Annotated in this window: 22 protein-coding genes, 1 tRNA gene and 5 pseudogenes; 1 reads left to right on the top strand and 27 read right to left on the bottom strand. The window is 31.8% G+C overall.

Features of this window, described 5'->3' with window-relative positions; all coding sequences use genetic code 11:
* The 11 genes from comGE to C7D97_RS00545 all read right to left on the bottom strand — a co-directional run bounded on the left by comGE (position 1) and on the right by C7D97_RS00545 (position 7,925).
* The gene (comGE, locus tag C7D97_RS00595) at positions 1-312 is read right to left on the bottom strand and encodes a competence type IV pilus minor pilin ComGE (protein WP_105300278.1); all 312 of its coding nucleotides are present in this window, start codon (positions 310-312) and stop codon (positions 1-3) included.
* Positions 293-742, bottom strand: a complete 450-nt coding sequence (locus C7D97_RS00590) for a prepilin-type N-terminal cleavage/methylation domain-containing protein (protein ID WP_105300277.1) — start codon at positions 740-742, stop codon at positions 293-295. The genes comGE and C7D97_RS00590 overlap by 20 nt, the downstream gene beginning before the upstream one ends.
* On the bottom strand, positions 739-1,449 hold the full coding sequence (locus tag C7D97_RS00585; protein WP_105300276.1) for a prepilin peptidase: 711 nt from the start codon (positions 1,447-1,449) through the stop codon (positions 739-741). Before C7D97_RS00585 ends, C7D97_RS00590 begins: the two co-directional genes overlap by 4 nt.
* Before the next feature lie 5 nt (positions 1,450-1,454).
* Positions 1,455-1,811 (bottom strand): prepilin-type N-terminal cleavage/methylation domain-containing protein, encoded by a 357-nt coding sequence (locus C7D97_RS00580; RefSeq protein ID WP_105300275.1) that lies wholly within the window; start codon positions 1,809-1,811, stop codon positions 1,455-1,457.
* Between the two features lie 9 nt (positions 1,812-1,820).
* Positions 1,821-2,879, bottom strand: a complete 1,059-nt coding sequence (locus tag C7D97_RS00575; RefSeq protein ID WP_105300274.1) for a type II secretion system F family protein — start codon at positions 2,877-2,879, stop codon at positions 1,821-1,823.
* 40 nt (positions 2,880-2,919) lie between these two features.
* On the bottom strand, positions 2,920-3,480 hold the full coding sequence (gene frr, locus C7D97_RS00570) for a ribosome recycling factor (RefSeq protein WP_105300273.1): 561 nt from the start codon (positions 3,478-3,480) through the stop codon (positions 2,920-2,922).
* Entirely contained in the window at positions 3,480-4,196 is a 717-nt protein-coding gene (gene pyrH / locus C7D97_RS00565) for a UMP kinase (RefSeq protein WP_105300272.1), read from the bottom strand. Before pyrH ends, frr begins: the two co-directional genes overlap by 1 nt.
* A 75-nt stretch (positions 4,197-4,271) precedes the next feature.
* Positions 4,272-5,660 carry an MATE family efflux transporter gene (locus C7D97_RS00560; protein ID WP_105300271.1) on the bottom strand — a complete coding sequence of 463 codons (1,389 nt, stop codon included), beginning with the start codon at positions 5,658-5,660 and terminating at the stop codon, positions 4,272-4,274.
* Between the two features lie 164 nt (positions 5,661-5,824).
* Positions 5,825-5,911 (bottom strand) — tRNA-Leu (locus tag C7D97_RS00555).
* 26 nt (positions 5,912-5,937) lie between these two features.
* The gene (locus C7D97_RS00550) at positions 5,938-6,495 is read right to left on the bottom strand and encodes a phosphatase PAP2 family protein (RefSeq protein WP_105300270.1); all 558 of its coding nucleotides are present in this window, start codon (positions 6,493-6,495) and stop codon (positions 5,938-5,940) included.
* On the bottom strand, positions 6,495-7,925 hold the full coding sequence (locus tag C7D97_RS00545; protein ID WP_105300269.1) for a CapA family protein: 1,431 nt from the start codon (positions 7,923-7,925) through the stop codon (positions 6,495-6,497). Before C7D97_RS00545 ends, C7D97_RS00550 begins: the two co-directional genes overlap by 1 nt.
* A 123-nt stretch (positions 7,926-8,048) precedes the next feature.
* On the opposite strand from C7D97_RS00545, the gene C7D97_RS00540 reads away from it, so the two are divergent.
* On the top strand, positions 8,049-8,954 hold the full coding sequence (locus C7D97_RS00540) for a diacylglycerol/lipid kinase family protein (protein WP_105300268.1): 906 nt from the start codon (positions 8,049-8,051) through the stop codon (positions 8,952-8,954).
* Positions 8,955-9,358: 404 nt separating this feature from the next.
* Here C7D97_RS00540 and C7D97_RS00535 read toward each other — a convergent pair whose 3' ends face one another.
* From C7D97_RS00535 to C7D97_RS00455, 16 genes and pseudogenes are all read right to left on the bottom strand, one after another.
* Positions 9,359-9,865, bottom strand: a complete 507-nt coding sequence (locus C7D97_RS00535) for a GNAT family N-acetyltransferase (RefSeq protein ID WP_105300267.1) — start codon at positions 9,863-9,865, stop codon at positions 9,359-9,361.
* Between the two features lie 199 nt (positions 9,866-10,064).
* A pseudogene (gene mobQ / locus C7D97_RS00525) lies at positions 10,065-11,702 on the bottom strand (MobQ family relaxase).
* A gap of 313 nt (positions 11,703-12,015) precedes the next feature.
* The gene (locus C7D97_RS00515) at positions 12,016-12,336 is read right to left on the bottom strand and encodes a DUF3847 domain-containing protein (RefSeq protein WP_205408041.1); all 321 of its coding nucleotides are present in this window, start codon (positions 12,334-12,336) and stop codon (positions 12,016-12,018) included.
* 494 nt (positions 12,337-12,830) lie between these two features.
* Positions 12,831-13,256: a MarR family winged helix-turn-helix transcriptional regulator gene (locus C7D97_RS00510; protein WP_002840511.1), complete on the bottom strand. Its 426-nt coding sequence runs from the start codon at positions 13,254-13,256 to the stop codon at positions 12,831-12,833.
* Between the two features lies 1 nt (position 13,257).
* Positions 13,258-13,677 (bottom strand): hypothetical protein, encoded by a 420-nt coding sequence (locus tag C7D97_RS00505; protein WP_005398221.1) that lies wholly within the window; start codon positions 13,675-13,677, stop codon positions 13,258-13,260.
* A gap of 422 nt (positions 13,678-14,099) precedes the next feature.
* Entirely contained in the window at positions 14,100-14,387 is a 288-nt protein-coding gene (locus tag C7D97_RS00500; RefSeq protein ID WP_105300264.1) for a DUF3847 domain-containing protein, read from the bottom strand.
* A gap of 104 nt (positions 14,388-14,491) precedes the next feature.
* Entirely contained in the window at positions 14,492-15,109 is a 618-nt protein-coding gene (locus C7D97_RS00495; RefSeq protein ID WP_105300263.1) for an SAP domain-containing protein, read from the bottom strand.
* Positions 15,110-15,176: 67 nt separating this feature from the next.
* Positions 15,177-15,599: a polyketide cyclase gene (locus C7D97_RS00490; RefSeq protein ID WP_105300262.1), complete on the bottom strand. Its 423-nt coding sequence runs from the start codon at positions 15,597-15,599 to the stop codon at positions 15,177-15,179.
* A 37-nt stretch (positions 15,600-15,636) separates the two neighbouring features.
* The gene (locus tag C7D97_RS00485; protein ID WP_105300251.1) at positions 15,637-16,155 is read right to left on the bottom strand and encodes a ClbS/DfsB family four-helix bundle protein; all 519 of its coding nucleotides are present in this window, start codon (positions 16,153-16,155) and stop codon (positions 15,637-15,639) included.
* Between the two features lie 63 nt (positions 16,156-16,218).
* Positions 16,219-16,511, bottom strand: a pseudogene (locus C7D97_RS10640) (VirD4-like conjugal transfer protein, CD1115 family); the annotation flags it as partial.
* A 245-nt stretch (positions 16,512-16,756) separates the two neighbouring features.
* Positions 16,757-17,320 (bottom strand): phage replisome organizer N-terminal domain-containing protein, encoded by a 564-nt coding sequence (locus C7D97_RS00480; protein ID WP_105300261.1) that lies wholly within the window; start codon positions 17,318-17,320, stop codon positions 16,757-16,759.
* Between the two features lie 65 nt (positions 17,321-17,385).
* Entirely contained in the window at positions 17,386-18,417 is a 1,032-nt protein-coding gene (locus C7D97_RS00475; RefSeq protein WP_105300260.1) for a PDDEXK nuclease domain-containing protein, read from the bottom strand.
* Between the two features lie 542 nt (positions 18,418-18,959).
* Positions 18,960-19,125: pseudogene (locus tag C7D97_RS10635) on the bottom strand (conjugal transfer protein); the annotation flags it as partial.
* 81 nt (positions 19,126-19,206) lie between these two features.
* The gene (locus C7D97_RS00465) at positions 19,207-19,647 is read right to left on the bottom strand and encodes a GNAT family N-acetyltransferase (RefSeq protein WP_105300259.1); all 441 of its coding nucleotides are present in this window, start codon (positions 19,645-19,647) and stop codon (positions 19,207-19,209) included.
* 59 nt (positions 19,648-19,706) lie between these two features.
* Positions 19,707-19,892, bottom strand: a pseudogene (locus tag C7D97_RS10630) (KilA-N domain-containing protein); the annotation flags it as partial.
* Between the two features lie 79 nt (positions 19,893-19,971).
* Positions 19,972-20,278, bottom strand: a pseudogene (locus C7D97_RS00455) (VirD4-like conjugal transfer protein, CD1115 family); the annotation flags it as partial.
* Positions 20,279-20,280: the final 2 nt, after the last annotated feature.

Here is a 20,280-nt window from a genome sequence, read left to right as displayed (position 1 = left end):
TTATCTTACCAATTCAAGGCCAAAGCCCTCACAGCTTGCAGTAATCTTCTTAAGTCCTGGAGAGTATTCTTCTATACTAACTTCAACTCCAAAGCCATTTATATTATAAGAATATTCTCCTAAATCCTGATTTTTATTTTTCTCAATAGCTTCTTCAAGGGCATAAATCATCCTAATTTTATCCTCTGATTTCTGATTAATCCTATTTATATTATTGAGACTTGGAAGAAGTATAAGCGAAAGGATTGCCATAAAGCCTAGAGCAATTATACATTCGATTAGGGTAAAGCCCTTAGTTTTTATTTTCTTCAATTCTAATAGAACCTCCTGCAACTCCTATTATAAGCTTTATATTTCCGTCATCTCCCACAAGGTAGGGAGAAGAAAAGACAATTGTTTTTGCTCCAGATACTGATCCTGTTCCATTAAATACAACTGGATCTACTTTCTTCGACAAAGTTAGATAATCTAAATCCCTATCAATATCTTCCATATCATCCATAACAGAAACTTTGGAAAACCTCAGCATATACTTATCTTCACGAAAATAAACTGTACAATTTCTCCCGCTAATTAGGGCCTTTTCCTTAGCATAGTACATATCATTAATCAGGATATTTAGTTCGTTTTTAGCTCTCATTTTTCCTAAAAAGTCAAATCTAACCATTCCCACAAAGGAAATAAGAGAAACAATACCAATGACGACAATTAGTTCAATTAAAGTAAATCCCTTCTTTCTCATAAGACTCTTCCCTCATATATTATCAATACTATTATGTAAGAAAGGTAGATAAATACTGCAAAAGGCATGCGTCTTCCCCTTTTTCTTTCCCTAAGAAGGATTAAAAGTCCAACAAATCCGCCAATCCAAACGGAAAATAAGACAAAAACAATAAATAAGCTATCCTTTAGGAAAAGCCCTAGGGCTAAGTAAAAATAATAATCTCCATCTCCGATATTTCTTCCAGAAATCCTATATATCAAATAATAAATTAAGGAAAATATTATTATATTTATAAAGAATTTTTTATCAAAGAAATGAAACCTATAAATAAGCCCTAAGAGTAAAAGCATAATCAAATGCTTCCTATATATTTCCATAGTCCTAAGATCTATCAAAGATATTATAAGACCTATAATTAAGGAAGCAAAAATTATAAGGCTTTTAAGATTAAGACCATAGGATGAGCTTATTATTAGTAAATTCCCACCTATAATCTCCATAATAATATTATCAGGAGAAATCCTAGCCCCGCACGATCTGCATTTTCCCTTTTGAATAAGGAAAGAAACTACTGGAATTAGCTCAAAAGGGCTAAGAGACTTCCCACAAGATTCACAATGACTTCTAGGAAAAACTATACTTTCATCTCTCATTCTCCTATGGACGATGAGATTTGCAAATGAACCAAATATTGACCCTATTATAAATAGAAATATATAAATCATTTTACCTAATTATTACTAGCTGGATTTTCCTTTATTTGTCCTGGACTTACACTCACATGGCCATTCGTATCAATTGTAACATTGTAAGTTTCACTATCATGACCAATTCCCTTTGGTACTTCTGGCCATTTTTGTACATAATCGTTCGCATCACTTTGGCTTGTCCAAGTCTTATTATTAACTCCATCGGAGCTTGCCATAGTCCCTGCTGTTGTAAGCATTTCTACATTGGCGTTGTGGGCTGCTATGGCTGCCTTTTGCTTAGAGTTTTTATATTTAGGAATTGCTATCGCTGCAAGTATTGTAATTATTGCTACAACTATTACAAGCTCAATTAACGTAAAACCCTTTTTCTTTTTCATAATATCTCCTTAGTATAAGTAATTAACCGAATCAAACATCGGTATTGTAACAGAAAATACGACAAATCCTACAATAAGAGCCATGATCAAGATCAAAACAGGTTCTGCTATGGTAGATATCTTCTTTAACCTATATATGTATTCATTTGCAAAGTAGTCTGAAGTCTTCTTAAGAGATTCAAGCAAATATCCGCTATCTTCACCTACCTCTATCATAGAAACTAAAAGATTTGAAAAAATCCCAGCCCTCTTAAAGGCATAGGATAAGCTTAAACCATCTAGGAGGTCTTTTTGTATAAGGATAAGTTTCTTTTTGATAAAAGTATTGGCAAAAGATTCTCTAATTATTCCAATCGAGCTAATTATATCAATATCTCCACTACGTAGAATATACAATAGAGAACTTATCTGATAATCCATAGAAAGCTCTCTGAATCTTTTTAGGGGAAGATATTTAAAATTGTATGTGTCTAGTTTTAATCTATAGGACTTACTATTGTACATAAAAATATATAGTAGCATTATGGTTAAAATTACTAATAATACTATTAATCCATATTCAGAAAAGAAAGCACTAATAGCCAAAAGCATCCTCGTTGATAAGGGAAGCTCCATTTCATAAGACGCAAAGCTTTCTGTAAAAGTCGGCATAACTAGAGTTACAATCAGGGCTACTACTGTTAATGTCACTAGTAAAAGAATAATTGGGTAGATAAAAGCCTGTCTAATCTTGGATTTGTTTTTGCTATCATTTGACAAATACTCAGAGAATTCCGCCAAAATTTCCGCCATATTTCCGCTCTCATCTCCTGACTTAATGAAGGCTATTAACATCGGACTAAAGTATTTACTTTGTCTCTTGAAGGACTCATAGGCACTGAATCCTCTATTTAAATTTTCAAGTATATTCGAAAGAGCCTTAGTTAGCTTTTTGTCCATATTTTGATCTTTTATGATATAAAGACTCTCATCGAGACTTATTCCTGAGCTTAAAAGTAGTGAAAGTTCATTAAGAAATAAGGATACTGTCCTAGCAGGTATCCTACCAGGGCCAATATCCTTATTCAAAATTTCGCCTAAACTTTTTAAATTAATCTTATTCAATTTACTATACTGACATTAACTCTTTATTCTTCTTTGAAGCCAATGCTTCAACATCCTCAATCATCTTGTCAGTAATCTTTTGGATTTCATCTTCAAGAGTGTATCTATCATCTTCTGTGATGTCTCCTGATTTTTCACTCTTTTTAACTTCATCCATCGCTTCTCTTCTCTTATTTCTAATGACAATCTTAGCGTCTTCTGCATAAGTATCTACTTCTTTAGTGTATTCTTTTCTTCTTTCCTCTGTTAATTGTGGGAAAGGAAGTCTAATAACTTCACCGTCGTTTTGAGGAGTTATACCAATATTAGATTTAAGAATAGCCTTCTCTATTGGTCCTATATTTGTCTTATCCCATGGCTTGATTACAAGAAGTCTTGCCTCTGGGATTGAAACTGTTGCAGCTTGGTTGATTGGTGTTTCTGTTCCGTAATATGAGAAAGTAATACCATCTAAGATTGCTTCAGTCGCTCTACCAGCCTTGATTGTCGCAATTCTCTTATCGAAAGAATCAAGTGCCTTAGTCATATCATCTTTTGCTTGTTTTTTTATTTGTTCATAAATCATTAAAAACTCTCCTTTACTATAGTCCCTATTGGGTTTTCCTCTTCAAATATTCTTACTAAATTGCTTGGATCATCTATGCCAAAGACAAACAAAGGCATATCGTTATCCATACACAATGATGTAGCAGTTGTATCCATTATCTTTAATTCTTTATGAAGAATTTCCTTATAAGTAAGCTTATCAAATCTTACTGCATCATGATAGACATTTGGATCTTTATCATAGATTCCATCAGTTCCAGTCTTTCCAAGAAGAATCATGTCTGCATTTATTTCTAGGGCTCTTAGACTTGCTGTGGTATCTGTTGAGAAATATGGAAGACCAGTACCTGCAGAAAAGATTACAATCCTTCCCTTCTCCAGATGTCTTACCGCTCTTCTTCTAATATAAGGCTCTGCTACTTCCTTCATATCGATTGCAGTCATAAGTCTAGTATCAAGACCCATCTCTTCTAAGGTTCCTTGAACTCTCAAACCATTCATGACAGTTCCTAGCATACCGATTGTATCAGAGCTTGCTCTGTCGATTTCCTTACCAGACCTTCCTCGCCAGAAGTTGCCTCCGCCTACAACAATAGCAACTTGGACACCAAGCTTAGTAACTGCCTTAATATTTTCACATATATTTATTATAATATCATCGTCGAAGCCAAAACCCTTGTCACCAGCCAAAGCTTCACCACTTAACTTAAGAATAACTCTTTTATAATCTTGCAAAATTTTCCTCCTACTCATACTAATTATAACCTATTGATGTTAACATTTGCAAGAGCAAATTTTTCTTTCATCAAGCTAGAAAGATCCGCCCTTCCAATCACCCTTGGCATAGATAAAGTGGGCGATAAAAGTAACTAGGACATTCGAAATAGCCATAGCAAGCCAAATGCCGGTTGCCTTTAAGTCTGTAAAATACTTAAAGAAAAACAGTAGCGGTATTCTTATTGCCCAAAGTCTCAACAAATCAACAAACATTGAATATTTGCTATTTCCTGACCCCTGGAAAAGCCCTTGATATATAAAGAACATATTAAGCATTACAAGGGTAAGCAAGGTATAAAACATATATGTATTGGCCTGAACCATAAGCTCTGAATCCTTAGGTGCGTCTATAAAAAACGTAAGGATCTCATACCTATAGATAAAGCTTACTATAGCTATTACTATAGACATCACTATTACTATAAGTGAAGCCTTCCTAAAAGTTTCCTTCACCCTTTCGATATTCCTATTTCCAATATTTTGACCAATAATACCAGTAATAGCTGAACCAATCCCGCTAGGCGGAATATTTAAAAGACCTGTAATCCTATTTACCATTCCATAAGCTGCGACAGTTTCTGTACCGTATGACTGGATAAAGGCATTTAAAATTATAAAGCCAATCGCCGTTCCCATCTGACCAACTACAGAAGGAGTAGCAATCCTGTAAATTCTCTTAAGAATATCTTTCTCCCATTTTATGAAAAATAAGTATTTATAATTGAGCTTTATATAATCTTTATTAATCCTTAAATGAATAAATCCCAAAATCAACATCAAAGCTTGTGTTAGGACAGTGGCTAAAGCAGCCCCCTTAACTCCCATATCAAGTCCTCTAAGACCTATAATAGGAATCTCATCAAAGATGAAAAAAGGATTTAAAATCATATTTAAGACTACACAAGTTGTACTTATCACAGTAGGTACAGTATTTTTTCCCTGAGCAGAAAAAACTGCAGAATAAATAAAATATAAAAATATAAAAGGAATTCCAAAATAGGAATACTTAAGATATATCACAGAAAAATCGTGAAGCTCTCCATTAGCTCCCATAAGATTTACAATCCCTTCCGCCGTAAAATAACCTAAGGCCATAAATACTATAGAAAAGATTAAGGAAATATTAATGAGAGTATCAGTATATTTCTGTGCATTAGCCACATCATCTCTTCCCAAAAGCTGAGAAACTAGAGAAGTTGCAGCAATAGAAAGCCCCATTCCTATCGAGTTAAATAAAAAAATAACTGGCCAAGTGAAGGAAGTAGATGCAAACTCCGCCGTCCCAAGCTTGCCAAGCCAGAAAGCATCCGCCAAAGAATATAGTTGCTGGATGAAAAAGTTTAAAATTATAGGTATAGAAATCACAAAAATAGCCTTGTAAATACTACCATGTAAAATCAATTCCCTTCGATCATTTCTCATATAAACTCCTAAGTAAGTATTACTATAATTTTATCATAGATTTTGGAATTTAGGAACTTTTACTTAAATATTAGAGCGAAATATCTGTTTAAATATATTAAAATAAGAGATAAAAAAGAGCATTGCTAATAACACTCCTAATAAAAATATTCAATAAAAAGTAATGGTGCCGGTGGTGGGACTCGAACCCACACGCCCTGGTGGACAACAGAGTTTGAGTCTGTCTCGTCTGCCAATTCCAACACACCGGCTTAGTACCCATACATTATACCATCCATTACTGTCTTTGTAAATTAATTTTTTCCTTAAGTTTTCTATACATAGGACTTTGGTATATTTTGATTGACCCTATTCCTATAATTATTCCTAATATTGCTCCTGCAAGGACGTCTGTTGGATAGTGGACGTAGAGATATAATCTTGAGAAGGCTATTAGTATAGCTATTATCCCTACGTAGTATTTTAAAGGTTTCGATTTTGCAAGAAGGATTATTATCGTCGCAAAGGAAGCTGCGTATGAAGTGTGCCCTGAAGGAAAGGAGTTATCTGATAGGTTATTTATCAATAAGTCAGTAAATCCTACCGCTTCGTAGGGTCTTACTCTTCCAACTGAAATTTTAAGAATTATATTTACAATTATTAGATTTAAGAAAAATGATATTAAGATTATTTCTCCAATCTTTTTGTATCTTTTTGTCGTCATAAATATTAGGATCATACTAATCCACAGTATAGACATATTGCCTAGAGAAGTGATAGTTAGAAAGAAATTGTCCAAACTTTCACTTCTTATATTTTGTATAGCGTTTAGGATTCCTATTTCATATGTTCCCATTAGTTCACCTCAGTTTTTGCCGTCTCCATTGTCATATCGTAGGCTTGTTGTATTCTTGCTCTTTGATTATCATCTACTAAATCATACTTGTCTCCACCTTCTAGGAAATCTTCACATAGATAGGTCTTGGTGCTGGCTCCGTAATCATCGTAGTTTGTTCCTACCCAAAGTGGGTGAAGTTTTATGTCGCTGATTTTTTTGTTGCCAGTTTTTTCGTTCTTGTTAAGGTTTAGCTCAATGCTAAGGGATTGCTCACATCTTATATCTCCACTTACTTCGAGAGATTGCTTAGAGATAAAGTTACCTAGGGCGTAGGCTATAAGCCCTTCCTTACCATCTTTATTCTTGTAGATCTCAACAGGTTGGACAACGTGTGGATGGTTACCTATTACAAGATCTGCTCCCCAATCAATCATATTATGAGCAAGTTCCACTGTACTTTCTTGAGGATAAGACTGATATTCTATTTCCCAGTGAGGATAAACTATGATAAAGTCCGCCCCATTCTCCTTGGCTTCTTCTATATCAGACTTGATATTTTCTTCGTGTAGGTAGTTTAGGGAATCTACTTCTTCTCTTAAGTTTAGGAGGTCTTCCTTACCATTGGCTCCATAAGTATAAGCGAGAATTGCAATCTTCATCCCATTTATTTCTTTATAAAGAATCTTATCACTTTCTTTTTCCTTGCTTCCTACATAATCTAGGCCTGCTTCCTTGGCAGCTGCGATTGTTGTCTGAACTCCTTCTTCGTCCGTGTCCAATGAGTGGTTGTTTGCAGTAGTAACTACATCAAAACCAGCATCCTTTATATTTTTAAGATAAACTGGCGGAGCGTTGAAGGCAGGAAAACCAGCGTATTCCCTATTTGGATTAGAGGTTGTCTCGTAGTTTGTGATAGATAAATCACTATCCTTGACAAAATCTGAAATATAAGCGAATTGGTTAGAGAAATCATAGTCTCCTCCTCCATAATAGTAGGCATATTGGATTTGACCGAGGTGGGCCATGGTATCTCCAAAAAACTTTACCTTTACCTTGGCATAATCTTCGTCTTTATCTTCTGTTTTATCCTTATCCTTTTCTGTATTTTTATTTTCCTTCTCAGGCTTTTTAGCTTCAGATGCTTCCTTAAAGGATTTTAGGTCCTTTTCCCTTTCCTTCTCCTTCTTGCTATCATTTTCCTTTTCTTTGGCTAGACTCATCTCCCAATTGGCCTTAGCCTTTTCTCTGTCACTAGTTTTTTCTTTTGATTTTTCTCCCTCAGTAGAATCGGTACTTGCAAGTTCTGTACTCTCCTGATCTAGATTTTCTATAAGGTCTCCCGTACTTTTTGCACTTACTTCTACATTATTATTTGAATTAGTACCACAAGCAGTTAGGCTTGTCATAAGTAATATACTCATTATAAGATTAAATATTTTCTTTCTCATTAAATCACTCCCTACCTATTATTTTAACTCTTTTATAATGAATTTCATCCATAAATACTAGTCATAGCTTTTTATTTATCTTTAAATGATAAATGTTTTCAGTATAATATAGAAGGTGATATTATGAAGAAAATATTATTTATAATCAGCTCCAAAGCTGGTAAGACTGAGTTTGATGTTAATAGAAATGATCTCTTGGCTTTACAGAAAAAAGCTCCTGGTGATCTTATAATAGAAGTAATAGAAACAAAGTACAAGGGTCATATCGATAAGATTATTGAAGACTTTGCCAAAGAAGATAATTTTGAAAAATACGCCATAATCTGTGGAGGAGATGGCTCTCTTAACGAGCTTGCCAATGTATCTTATGGGAAAGATATTTCTATAGGCTTGATACCTACAGGAACAGGAAATGATTTTGCCAAAAACTTTGATTACAAAAACTTTAATCTAGAAAAAATCTTTTCATTTTACACAAAGCCTATAGATTTAATAGAAATTAATGACAAACTTTGTATAAATGTGACAAGCCTTGGATTTGACACTCAAGTCTTAAAGGAGGCTTACAAGTTTTTAGAAAAAAATCCAAAACTAGGAAAAAAAGCTTATATCAAAGGAGTTATATCTTCACTTAGAAACATCCAATATGAGAATCTTAAGATAAAAATGCTAATGGAAAATGGAGAAAGTAAGGAAATCAAAGGTGACTTTCTAATAAGTGCAATCTGTAATGGAGCCTTCTACGGATCAGGCTTTAATCCAGCTCCAGAAGCGAGCCTTAGTGATGGATTAATAAATTTAATCACAGCAGAAAAAATCCCCTTCTATAAGCTTCCCCTTATGATTCTAAAATACAAAAAAGGTAAGCACAGGACTAGCCCTCATCTGAGTGAATATAAAATAAGTTGCGGACAAATCTCATCAGATAAGGACTTTCTTGCTAATATAGATGGAGAAATATTTACTACGAATAAAATAGATTTTAAGCTAATACCTTCCGCTATATCATGGATTTACTTTGAACATTAAGTAAATATATACGAAATATTTTATACAATCCAAAACTTTAATAATAATATATAAATGGCGAGCTTATTATGATTTTTTATTTTTTTAAACAAAGGCAAATATTTACCTCTGTTTTTTCCTTGGTTTTAAAACGTAAATTATCTAAAATAAAATATAATTATATTTGCCTTTAGTTTATTAGAAAGGTAATTTATTCTATCAGTCATAAAGTCATCTCCTAGTTCGCCTATAAAAATTACATAAGGGTCTTGTATATATTTTATAATTTAGCTTTAGGGCGTATTTTTCAATTTATTCTTCAAATTTAAGTCCTGGCTTGTTGAATTAAAAAACTAGGCTGGCACTTTCCTTGCCTAGTCATGATTTTTGTTAATTTATCTTATAATGAAGTTTAGTATCGGAAGTTAAAGTTTCAAATTCATATAATCTACGTCAATGAGTTTACCTTCAATTTCATAGTAACCTTCAAAGGTTCCGATTTTTTTGAAATCATATTTTTCGTATAGGTGGATAGCTGCTTGGTTATCAGACCTTACTCCTAGGGAAATAATTTTTGCTTGACCTGTATTTTTCCCAAAGTCAATTAAGGTCTCCATTAGGGCTGATCCGATTCCCTGTCCCCAATATAATCTTTGGACACAAAGGCCAATGGATCCACGGTGGGCTATTCTCTTGTTGTTTGATCCTGTGTAATTACCTGTTCCAACTATTTGTCCTTCAACTTCAGCTACAAATAACGCCTGCTTGTGGCTTTTTCCTATTTGCTCTAGGATTTTTTCTTCTTCTTCAATTGTTATATTAAAGCCTTCTTCGCCATAGGACATATTGTCTGTTTCGCCTCCACAAATTTTTGTGTGGTCTAATATTTGTTCGGCGTCACTTGGATTTGCTGGTCTAATTTTTATTTCCATTTTTATCTCCTTTTGTATTTATTCATTGTTCATTGCTTTTATTTCTTCTGTGCTTTTATAGGTTTTGTATGTTCCGTCTTGATCTGCTTTTATGAGTTCATCTATTAGCTCTTGTCTTTTATTCATCTCTATTACCTCCTAGATCTGCCTTTATTTTCTTGGTTATATTATAGCTTGGATAAGATATTTTTACAATGTCTTATCTTTCTTGATTCATTTTCTTGTTTTTCATCATTTCTCTGTATTCATTATCTTTATTAACTTGGTCTTGGAATTTTTTAATCTGTGCTATTACACTTGGTTTTTCACCTTGTTTTATTAGCTTATCTATTTCTATGGATAAATCTATGCCAAGTTCTTTGTTTACAAAATCTACTAATATTTTATATGATTAATTTCCTGGTATTCATCTTTTATCTTGTCTTTTTCTTTATTTATTTCTTCAAGATTCGCCATTAAAAGAATTTTTCTTCATTCCACTTTTTAGAACTTATTTTTTCCTTATCTGATAGGAGTTTTTTAGTTTCCCACTTACTACTTTATATTGGTCTATATCTTTCTTATGTTTATTATAAAATGCTTCTTTTCTGAATATATTTTTCTTTTGATATTCTTTATAAAATTCTTTTTTTGGCTTTGTAGATTTCATAGTATAGAATTTTCTTTTCTACATCTTCCATTTCTTTATGGATTGTCTTTGCTTTTTTATTTAGTTTGTAACTATTAAACTTTAAAACTTCTATTTTTGTTTGTAACTGACCTATGGTTTCTATGTCATTTTTTCTTAAATAACTATATGCACTTGTTAGCTTCTTAAAGTCATATTTTTCTTTATTGGCTTTTGCATATCTTTTTAAATATTTACTTTTTTCTTTTTGAATTTCTGAATAAGTTAATAGATAATTTGTTAAATTGAAAAGTTTAGGGTTGTCTATTATCTTATCTCTTTCTATATCCTTAAATTTTTCATAAACAGTAGATAGGTATCTAATAAATTCCCTATCCAACCCTTTAATGTTTTTATCTCTTCTTTTATTATTTTTACAAGGTCATTATATTTTCTTATTTCTCTATTATAGTTTCCCTTGTCAGTTTCTATTCCCTTTCTTTCCATTGCACTTGCTGCTGATCCTAAATGGATTGTCGGTAGATAATCAGAATTTTGTCTTTTAAAACTCCTATGGTCTACTCTTATTTTTATCTTGTTTTTATCTAGGTATTCGTTGCAAAGGTCTGAAAATTTTTCTCTCCATTTTTCTACATTGTCTTTATCGTTCAATGTTGTTAGTTCTACTTTTCTTGTCTTTGGTTTTCCATTTTTGTTTAAAATCTTTTCTCCTTTTTCATCTAGTATATATTCTTTTTTTGACTTTGCTAAGAACTCTCCTTTTTCGTTTATGGGTCGCATTATGGTCATTATATGACAATGGATATTTCCATTTTTATCTTGACTCTCATAATGAATTGCATAATCTACTATCATTCCTTGTGATGTTAGATTTTCTTTTATGAATCTTTCAACTGAGTTTTTATTTTCACTTAAAGTTAATTCTTTTGGTAGTCCTATTATGAATTGTCTTGCTAGTTGTGCATTAGAATTTTTTTCTGCCATTTCTACCTTATCCCATAAGGCCGACCCATCATCAAATTCTTTTGATATATGATCAGGCAATATCATATTTTTTACTTATACTTTTTCTTTTCTTGTATAGTCATGGGTTACTCCGTCCAATTCATTTTTTATTTTTTCTCCACTTATATATGCTGCACTTGCTACTGCACTTTTCCCTTTTCCTCTTGATATTATGTTTACTGAAAAATGAAAACTGTCTGTCATTTTTTATCACTTCCTTTCTTTTTTTGTTGTTTTAGGTGGAGGCTTAATAGATTTTTATATCCTCTTTGTGAATGAGCGTTTTGAAATGATAGAATAGAAAAAGCCGACTACTGAATTAATTTTTGTTGTTTCAGTATGTCGGCTTAATTGTTTTGTTCATTTCAAATTTTAAAAGTCAAGGGCGAGCCTTAGCGAGTTTATTTACCCTTGACTTTTAAAAAGCGAATGGTTGTTGCTCCCTGCAAGGGTTTGGCTCCGCAGGACGCAAGCACCCTTTAGGGTGTATAATTGCGCCCTTGTAACCAAGGGACAATTATGTTATTTCATATTTAGATGATTTTCCTGCATTATCATCTATTCTTTCTCCTAAAATTTCCATCATGTTTAATCTTATTTCTTCATCATTTAACATTTTTATTAACTTATAAAATTCATCTATTGTTAAATTAATACTTTCTTCAAAAACACTTTCAAACACTGCACCTTTTTCTATAAGTCTTTTGTTTCTTGCTTTTCTTTCTTGCTCATTAAGTTTTTTCTTCAGCTGTATTTTTTGATTTTTTAATTGCTTAATGCTTTCTTCTTTCTTTTCGATCTGTTCTTCAATACTTAACTTTATTCTTTTAATTGCCATTTGTATCATTTCTTAAAATAAAAAAACGAATAGATTTTTATTTCTAATCGTTTTTCAGCTTATTGTGGATTGTCAACACCTATTTGTACAATCTAAAATCGAACGTACTAATTTTAGATTAACTAATAACTACTAGTTAATCTTGATTGCCTATATTTAACTGGTGTCAAGTAACCTAATGATCCATTAACCCTTAGGTTATTTTCCAATAAACATACTCTGATTATTGACGGTGCTATATCGTATTCTTCTCCCAATTTTTTATATGTGTTGTTACCTTGATTAAAGATTTCTACTATTTGCCTTTTGAAGTCTTCTTCGTAGTGTCTAGCTAATTTAAAATCCTCCTATGATTACTTATTATTTATTGTATCCATACCAGGAGACCTTTTTCAGATTTCCTGCTTGGTGTGCCGCTGTTTTAGCGGTGGGTATTTAGTTGTGAAAGTTAGTGGCAAGTTGACCCGATGTGAAGAGGAGCAATAAATTAAAACTTATTTATTATCAATCTCAAATTTTTTTTGTAGCATTTCCAGACTTTGATAAACGATTTTATATTGTTCATCTGTCCATTCTGATGTTAACTTCTGATTAAATTCTTTTAATGCTCTACTTAAAGGTTCATATTTTAATCGTCCCCTTTCTGTAAGATATATTTTTTTGTTTCTCTTATCTTTAGGGTCTGTTTCTCGTGTGATATATCCCTTTTGCTCTAATGATTTAACCATTCGAGTCGTAGCAGCCTTATCTACTTTCACAAGTTTTGTTAATTCATCCTGAGTCAATCCATCCTGTTTTGTAAGTGCCATGTAATAAGGCTCTTCTCCGACACTTATATCAAATGGAACAACTACATTTTTTAATTCTTGCTGAATACATCTTGATAAATAAGTTATAAGTTTTCCAATGCTTTTGTTCACTTTATGCCTCTTTTCTTCTTAAAAATTTGTCCAATATCACATTCCAAAAAATACTAGAAAAATATCCAAATACAACATTAATAGGAAATGAGGAAAAATATATTTTCCAGAAATTCTCATCATATCCCTTCATTCTTAACAATCCGCTTATAGACATAATTGCAGTAAAATATATCGCTGGAATTATTGATGAAAAAACTAAAAAAACAATATATGATTTTCCAGTATATAGTTTCTCTGTTACTTTTGCACCTATAAGTCCAGCCGGAAAAATCAAAGATGCTATACTTGCAACTATAGATTGTAATAACATCATTGCAAGTATAGACGGAAAAACAATTTTTCCAGTATTCATCTGAGACATAATACAACTCATTGTACTCCCCATCAATATAGGGAAAATATAACGTTTATATTTCATTACTCTTACCTCACTTTTAAGAATAACTGAAGTATATCACAAATTAGTTGATGCGTCAACTAATTTGTTTTTAAGCTTAGATCTCTTAAAATAATATTTTATTGGTAAACTTCGTAGTAAATACTGTTTATAAAAATTTTTCCTTTCAAAGGGTGGCTGGCGGCAGCCAGCGCAGGGGAAGCGTAGCGTCCGTGTTTGATTTGGAGCAGACCATGACTGCGGAAGCCGACATTCTGTCGGCTGTTGGGGCATTCGGCGAGTGAATATGCAAGTATATCCGTTTGGCTCATTGATCGCACAAATCACAGCCCTCCGATTATGAGCCTTCGGAGAACGCAATGCATCAATCTCTGATAGCTGTATAATTGCGCCCTTAGAAAATCTAAGGGAGATTTGATTATTTACAACACCCTTTATTTTTATTAATTTTCTCTCATTATTTTTAGTGTTTCTTTGAATTCTTTTGTCTTTGTTGCTTCTTCTAATAGGATTTTGATTTCTTCATCTGTTAGTTCTTCTGCATTTTCTATAAGGCTTTCTAAGATTGCTCCTCTTGTTATGAGTCTATGAGTTCTTTCTTTTTTTTTTACTATGTCTTGTTTTAATATCTTCTTTTCTTGATTTTTTAGTTGCCTTAATCTTTCTTCTGTATCATCTATTTTATCTTTTATTTCTTTTGACTCTTGTCTTATTTGTTCTAATTTTTTCATAGATAACTCCTTTCTTGTATTAAAAAAGACGATAGAGTTTTTTAGTTTCTATCGCCTAACATCTATCTGTATTAATTTTTTTCATTCAAAAAAATAGTTTCTGTCTACATGTGATAGTCTTCTATTTTATCCTCATATTTTTTTATAAGTTCTCGTGAATAAACTTTTTTGTTTTTTGAATCTCTGACTTCTTTCCAAAGAATTGCAGCTACTTGTATTTTATTAGAGTAGTTACAACTATTTTCGTCTGCACAAAAATCCTTTAAAAATTGATTCCATTGACAAACCGAATTATCATACTTAGCATAATCTGATTTTCCATAATAAACTTTGAGCATATCTTGAATTGTAAAACTCAAATCATTTTCTCTTTTTACTTTTCTCCAAGCCGTTGCCATATCTGCAGTAAATTTGAAAGGCAAAACACCTGTTACAACAGAAAAATATTCTCTGAATTTTGAATTAAAGGAAAATCCACACTCAAGTAAAGGCATATCTAAAGTAATATAATCAACTTGTTTCTTTATGTTTTTTATTGATGACTTTTTAATCACATCACCCTTAAAGTACTGCTCAATAATATAAGTGAGTTCTTGTTTTGTACCTCTATATTCTAATCCTAATAACTTGCATATCTGTGAAAGTTCTTCACGATACCAATAGTATTTATTAAACTCATCAAACGATGTGATTTTATCAAACTTAGGTCTACTTCCTATCATTGTTTTATCCTTTCGAAAAGATCTAAATATATGAATAGGCTACTCCAATTTATCTATTTCATTATTTTCATAACACTTGAACATGACTTGCTTCTTCACAATTAAGTACTTCCTTCAAATCTTTAAAATACAGTTTTTGTTGGTTTCTTAAATATAATCCTACAAAAAGTTTAAATATAAATTTTTTAGAAATAATATTTTCTGTAAAATCTAATGTTGTTTTATCTCCATTCGAATAAAATTTTCCTATCCAAGTTCCTTTTATATTTGCGTTTTCAATTTCAAAAGACCAGCATTGATGTTTCGTACATTCTATAACTTTAAAATTTGTTTCTATCCCATCTTTTGTAATCTCTACAAAATTCTTATCATCAATAATTTTGATATCTTTGATATCACTTCTCCAACCAAAATCACGAAGGTCAGTAACTTTATCCCATACTTTTTCTATTGGGCAATTTAATGTAACTTTGATATTTGAAACTGCCATAAAATCCTCCTAAGTAAACTTATTTATACCTTTCTATCTATAGAACTAATTTCTTCCATTTCCTAATCTTAGTCCTAAATGTTCCAAATGGCGCTACTGTATTTACATGAATAAATTTATAAACTTCCCAAGTTGCGGTTTTTGTTGCTTCATCCGCCCATTTTCTCATATGGGGTTTAAATAACTCCTCATCTGTTAATTCATCTATCATAAGACAAATATTTTCTACATTTTGTGTTAGTTGTTCTTTTAGCTCCTTTAAAGATTTATGAGCATAAGTATCTGTAAACCACTTATATAATTCTCCAAGTTGATTCCATTTGAAATTATCTGATGGCGTTTTAACTTCCAGTCCTTTTTTCTCATCTTCTTCCCATTTTAAGAGTAAAGTTGTCCAACCTACTTGATAGGCAAGATTTTCTGCCGGTGTCCTATCAACTTCTTCTACTTTTTTGTCTTTTAGTTCTTCCGGTATATTATCAAACTCAGAAATATACTTTTCAAAAGTTTTCTTTATCTCATTTTTTAATTCTTCCTTACTTTCATAAGACCTCATATGCCTACCTCCATGGTTTATATATAGATATTATACCAAAAATATTTTTATCCTAAGCTTAATTCATAATCTTGTAATCAAACTGTTCCTGTTTATTTTTATTTTATCTCTATTCTTTAAATACTCTTCCACATAAAACAAGTTTTTCTTATCATAATCTTCCAACAACTTGTAATTCTTATGCTTTGTAATATCGAATTTATCAGATAGAAAAGGTCTTACTCCTCTTGGCTGGTAAATCCATCCATTACAGTTATTTCATCTTGACTCATAAGTTCCTTGCCAGTCTTTTGATAATTTAGTCCAAAAGATTTTTGGTTGGATCTGGTTTCTGATGTGTTATATAGGTCTAAAGTAGAAGGGGCTGTTGCAGAATGAATAAATCGTACCATTATCGTTAGAAGAACCTCCACGTCAATTTTGCCTCCTTCATCCGGCAGGCACCGATCGGCCCACCGGCCAGGAGAGGTAAAATTTCCTAAGAGAACCTTCTAACGATGGTACGATGGTTATTCATAGTTTTGCAACAGCCCCATCATACTTAATATAAAATTAAACTGGGATTCATAACAAACCCCAGTTTAATAATTAGCGTGTTCTTTTAATATAATTTTGCTCCACCAGTAATTCTGTTTGATAGGATGATTAGGTTTAGTTTTTCTTCGCCTTCTTCTTCGTGGACTGCTGATAATAGCATTCCTTGGCTTTCTACTCCCATCATCTTTCTTGGAGGTAGGTTTACTATAGCAAGTAGAGTTCTTCCTACTAGATCTTCTGGATTATAGTAATCCTTAATTCCTGATAGGATTGTTCTATCCTCACCAGTTCCATCATCTAGGGTGAATTGTAAAAGCTTCTTACTCTTTGGTACTTCTACACAATCTTTAACTTTAACTGCCCTGAAGTCTGATTTGCTAAAGGTATCAAAGTCTACATCTTCGTAGATATCTTCGATTTGTACTTTAGAAAAGTCAATTTCTACATCTTCTTGGTCAATTGCTGCTACAGTTTCTTTGCCATCATCTTTTAGGCTTAGTAGTAGAAGTTTGAGGTAGATTATCGTGTAGGTATCTTCTCCCGATATTCTTCTTAATCTTTTTATCCTCTTGTCTGTGAAAAATTCTTCTTTTTGTTTTATCCAATAATATCTTTTGTTTGCTGCCATTCTAATCCTCTTTGCAATAAAAAAAGAAGTAAATTTTTTCTCTACTTCTCCTTATAATTTATATTTTATTTTTCATTATATTTTTTAATAACTTTTTCTACTTGTTCTTCAAGCTCTTCCCTGTCTGGTATATACAAGGTGTATTTTGATGCGAATATTTTATTTGATAAATTCCCTAATGCGTATTCTGCTTGGACTCCGTCCTTATCTGTACAAAGGATTATTCCTATTGGTTCATTGTCCATCTCGTCATTGACTTCTGCCTTATAATAATTGAGATACATATTTATTTGACCTACTGCTTCCGGCATCAGCTTGCTTGTTTTTAGTTCGATTAAGACATAAGACCTTAATATTTTATTATAAAATACCATGTCTACGTAATAGTGAGTGTTGCCTAGGGTTACCCTTTGCTGACTACCTACATACATAAACCCCTTGCCAAGTTCTAGCAAGAATCTTTCGATATGATCTATGAGTGCTTTTTCTAAATCACTTTCCATCATTGGCTTTTCTTCTGGCAAGCCTAAAAATTCAAATACATAAGGATCTTTTACAAGGTCTGCTGCCTTATTTATTTCATTACCCTTTAAAGCTAGGTCTAGGACTTTTTCTTTGTTCTCTTCTCCTGATGATAAGAGCAATCTTTCAAAAAGCGATGTTTTAATTTGTCTTTTAAGTTCTCTTACCGACCAATTTGCGTTGATGCTTTCTTTTTCATAAAAACTTCGCTTTTTCTCATCGCTAATGGATAAAAGTTCACAATAATGTGACCAGGTCAATTTTCCAGACAGTGTCTGGAATATTGGATAGGATAAATATAGGTTTCTCATATTAAATAAATTAGACTTAGAAAATCCTTTACCATACTCCTTTGTAAGTTGTCTAGATAAGTCATTTATAAGCTCTTTACCATACTCGGCTCTTTCTGAATGACCTTGCTCATCTTCTACAATGATACGTCCAATCTCCCAGTAAGTTTGCACCAAAATATTATTGACTTCTCTTGCGACTTCATTTCTTGCCTTATCCATTAATGTTTTTATACTATTAAAAACATCATCATGAACTCTATCTATGTTATTTTTCTTATTCATACAAGCACCTCTTTGACCTCTTAACTGCTTTAATTATATCATAAATATAGTGTTCCTTCTATTTTATATCCTTTCTACTGGATAGCAATATAAATCATAAAAGGATTTATCTGTAGAAGTGAGCGTAATATTAATAAGTTCTAATTTGTTTTGAGAATATTCTTCTGTAAATATTGTATAAAATTTGTCGAGAATTTCTGGAGAAGTTTCTTCTAAAACATACCCTTCAAATTCTCGGAAGAAATGTTATTCTTTTCGTAAATGTTGTAAATAGAAGTATTAAAAATATATGCGAAGAGTATTATTTCAAGAAAAATAAAAATTTTTAAAATTTTTTTTCATAACCTACGCCCTTTCTCTAAATAAATATACAAAATAATGCGTGGCATATAGCCCCACCCTATGTGTTTGACCAGATTGGATAATACTCAAAGATGATGTCTAAAGAATGATCAGCATAGTCATCATAATATATCATTAACTTATCATATATAAGCTATTTGTGTAATCGTTACGACGTCTTTGTGTTTCTAAATTTCTATTTATATGTTTAACCTATTTATTTTATATCTTGATTTTAACTTTCCCTTATCTCTATTTGTTAAATACTCTTCCACAACAAACAAGTTTCTTATCATAATATTCCAATGACTTGTAATTCTTATGCTTTGTAATATCAAATTTATCAGATATAAAAGGTCTTACTCCGGGTGTAAAATCTTAGTAAATGACAACAGTTCTGGAACTCAATGATTTTTTTAAGCTGATGGATGCTAATTCTATCGAATGTTAGTCAAGCCACTTTACTTTATTTACAAAGCTCTCAGAATCTAAGTAACCTGCTTTACCATAAAAATGGGAATGCATCTTGTCGTTAACTGCTTGTAATTCAATACAGGCCGCCCCCTCCTTCACAGCTAATTCCTCAATCGCCTTTAAAAGTTTACTTCCATAACCTTTATTTTGTTCGTCATATTCAATTATAATTTCTTCAAGAGTATACCCCACAATATCATCATATTGCTTAAAATATCCCATAACAAAACCCATGGCTTTGTTTTCATTATCTTCCAAAATTAATGAAAATGAATCCTCCATGGTTAATACTTGATGTATTCTTTTAAAAGCTGTTTTTTCTGACCAACAAGACTTTTCAATTTTATTATAATATTTAATATACAGGTCAATAACTTTATTAATATCATTAATATTCATTTCTCTAACATTCATTACTTTCACCTTAAATATATATTTATTCGGTAACTGATGTGCTTTTTATTTGAAAATTATTATTTCTTTCCCTCTTTTTTTTTAATATCACTTTCACCAATTTTTTTAAGTGACATCAATTGTGTTCTAGCAAGATTTCTTAGCTATATCATTCTTTCTTTTTGATCTGTACCTTTACCAATAAGAATTGCATTATAGCTTTCAATATTTGCAAGCACCAATAACTCATTTAAACTTGCATAGTCATCATAATATATTATTATCTTATCATATATAAGCCATTTGTGCGATCGTTACTACGTTTTTGTGTTTCTAAATTTCTATTTACATGTTTAACCTATTTATTTTATAACTTGATTTTAACTTTACCTTATCTCTATTTGTTAAATACTCTTCCACAACAAACAAGTTTCTTATCATAATCTTTCAATGACTTGTAATTCTTATGCTTTGTAATATCAAATTTATCAGATATAAAAGGTCTTACTCCTCTTAACTGATAAATACACTTACCACCATCCATTGCAGTTATTTCATCTTGACTCATAAGTTCATTACCAGTTTTTTGGTAATTTAGACTAAAAGATTTTTGATTTGATCTTGTTTCTTATGTGTTATCTAGGTCTAAAGTAG

The organism is Anaerococcus marasmi, assembly GCF_900290195.1.
Lineage (GTDB): Bacteria > Bacillota > Clostridia > Tissierellales > Peptoniphilaceae > Anaerococcus > Anaerococcus marasmi.
The sequence above is the reverse complement of the archived record's forward strand: the minus strand, read 5'-3'. Positions and strand labels throughout refer to the sequence as shown.

Excerpts from the sequence above, each read along its gene's own strand:
- C7D97_RS00515 (WP_205408041.1), bottom strand. The coding sequence starts at position 12,336 with ATGGCAATTAAAAGAATAAAGTTAAGTATTGAAGAACAGATCGAAAAG.
- C7D97_RS00495 (WP_105300263.1), bottom strand. The coding sequence starts at position 15,109 with ATGATAGGAAGTAGACCTAAGTTTGATAAAATCACATCGTTTGATGAG.
- C7D97_RS00545 (WP_105300269.1), bottom strand. The coding sequence starts at position 7,925 with ATGAGAAAGAAAATATTTAATCTTATAATGAGTATATTACTTATGACA.
- C7D97_RS00475 (WP_105300260.1), bottom strand. The coding sequence starts at position 18,417 with ATGAATAAGAAAAATAACATAGATAGAGTTCATGATGATGTTTTTAAT.
- C7D97_RS00560 (WP_105300271.1), bottom strand. The coding sequence starts at position 5,660 with ATGAGAAATGATCGAAGGGAATTGATTTTACATGGTAGTATTTACAAG.
- frr (WP_105300273.1), bottom strand. The coding sequence starts at position 3,480 with ATGATTTATGAACAAATAAAAAAACAAGCAAAAGATGATATGACTAAG.
- C7D97_RS00485 (WP_105300251.1), bottom strand. The coding sequence starts at position 16,155 with ATGAGGTCTTATGAAAGTAAGGAAGAATTAAAAAATGAGATAAAGAAA.
- C7D97_RS00490 (WP_105300262.1), bottom strand. The coding sequence starts at position 15,599 with ATGGCAGTTTCAAATATCAAAGTTACATTAAATTGCCCAATAGAAAAA.
- C7D97_RS00590 (WP_105300277.1), bottom strand. The coding sequence starts at position 742 with ATGAGAAAGAAGGGATTTACTTTAATTGAACTAATTGTCGTCATTGGT.
- C7D97_RS00580 (WP_105300275.1), bottom strand. The coding sequence starts at position 1,811 with ATGAAAAAGAAAAAGGGTTTTACGTTAATTGAGCTTGTAATAGTTGTA.
- C7D97_RS00540 (WP_105300268.1), top strand. The coding sequence starts at position 8,049 with ATGAAGAAAATATTATTTATAATCAGCTCCAAAGCTGGTAAGACTGAG.
- C7D97_RS00550 (WP_105300270.1), bottom strand. The coding sequence starts at position 6,495 with ATGGGAACATATGAAATAGGAATCCTAAACGCTATACAAAATATAAGA.
- C7D97_RS00585 (WP_105300276.1), bottom strand. The coding sequence starts at position 1,449 with ATGATTTATATATTTCTATTTATAATAGGGTCAATATTTGGTTCATTT.
- C7D97_RS00500 (WP_105300264.1), bottom strand. The coding sequence starts at position 14,387 with ATGAAAAAATTAGAACAAATAAGACAAGAGTCAAAAGAAATAAAAGAT.
- C7D97_RS00505 (WP_005398221.1), bottom strand. The coding sequence starts at position 13,677 with ATGAAATATAAACGTTATATTTTCCCTATATTGATGGGGAGTACAATG.
- C7D97_RS00480 (WP_105300261.1), bottom strand. The coding sequence starts at position 17,320 with ATGGCAGCAAACAAAAGATATTATTGGATAAAACAAAAAGAAGAATTT.
- C7D97_RS00535 (WP_105300267.1), bottom strand. The coding sequence starts at position 9,865 with ATGGAAATAAAAATTAGACCAGCAAATCCAAGTGACGCCGAACAAATA.
- C7D97_RS00465 (WP_105300259.1), bottom strand. The coding sequence starts at position 19,647 with ATGAATGTTAGAGAAATGAATATTAATGATATTAATAAAGTTATTGAC.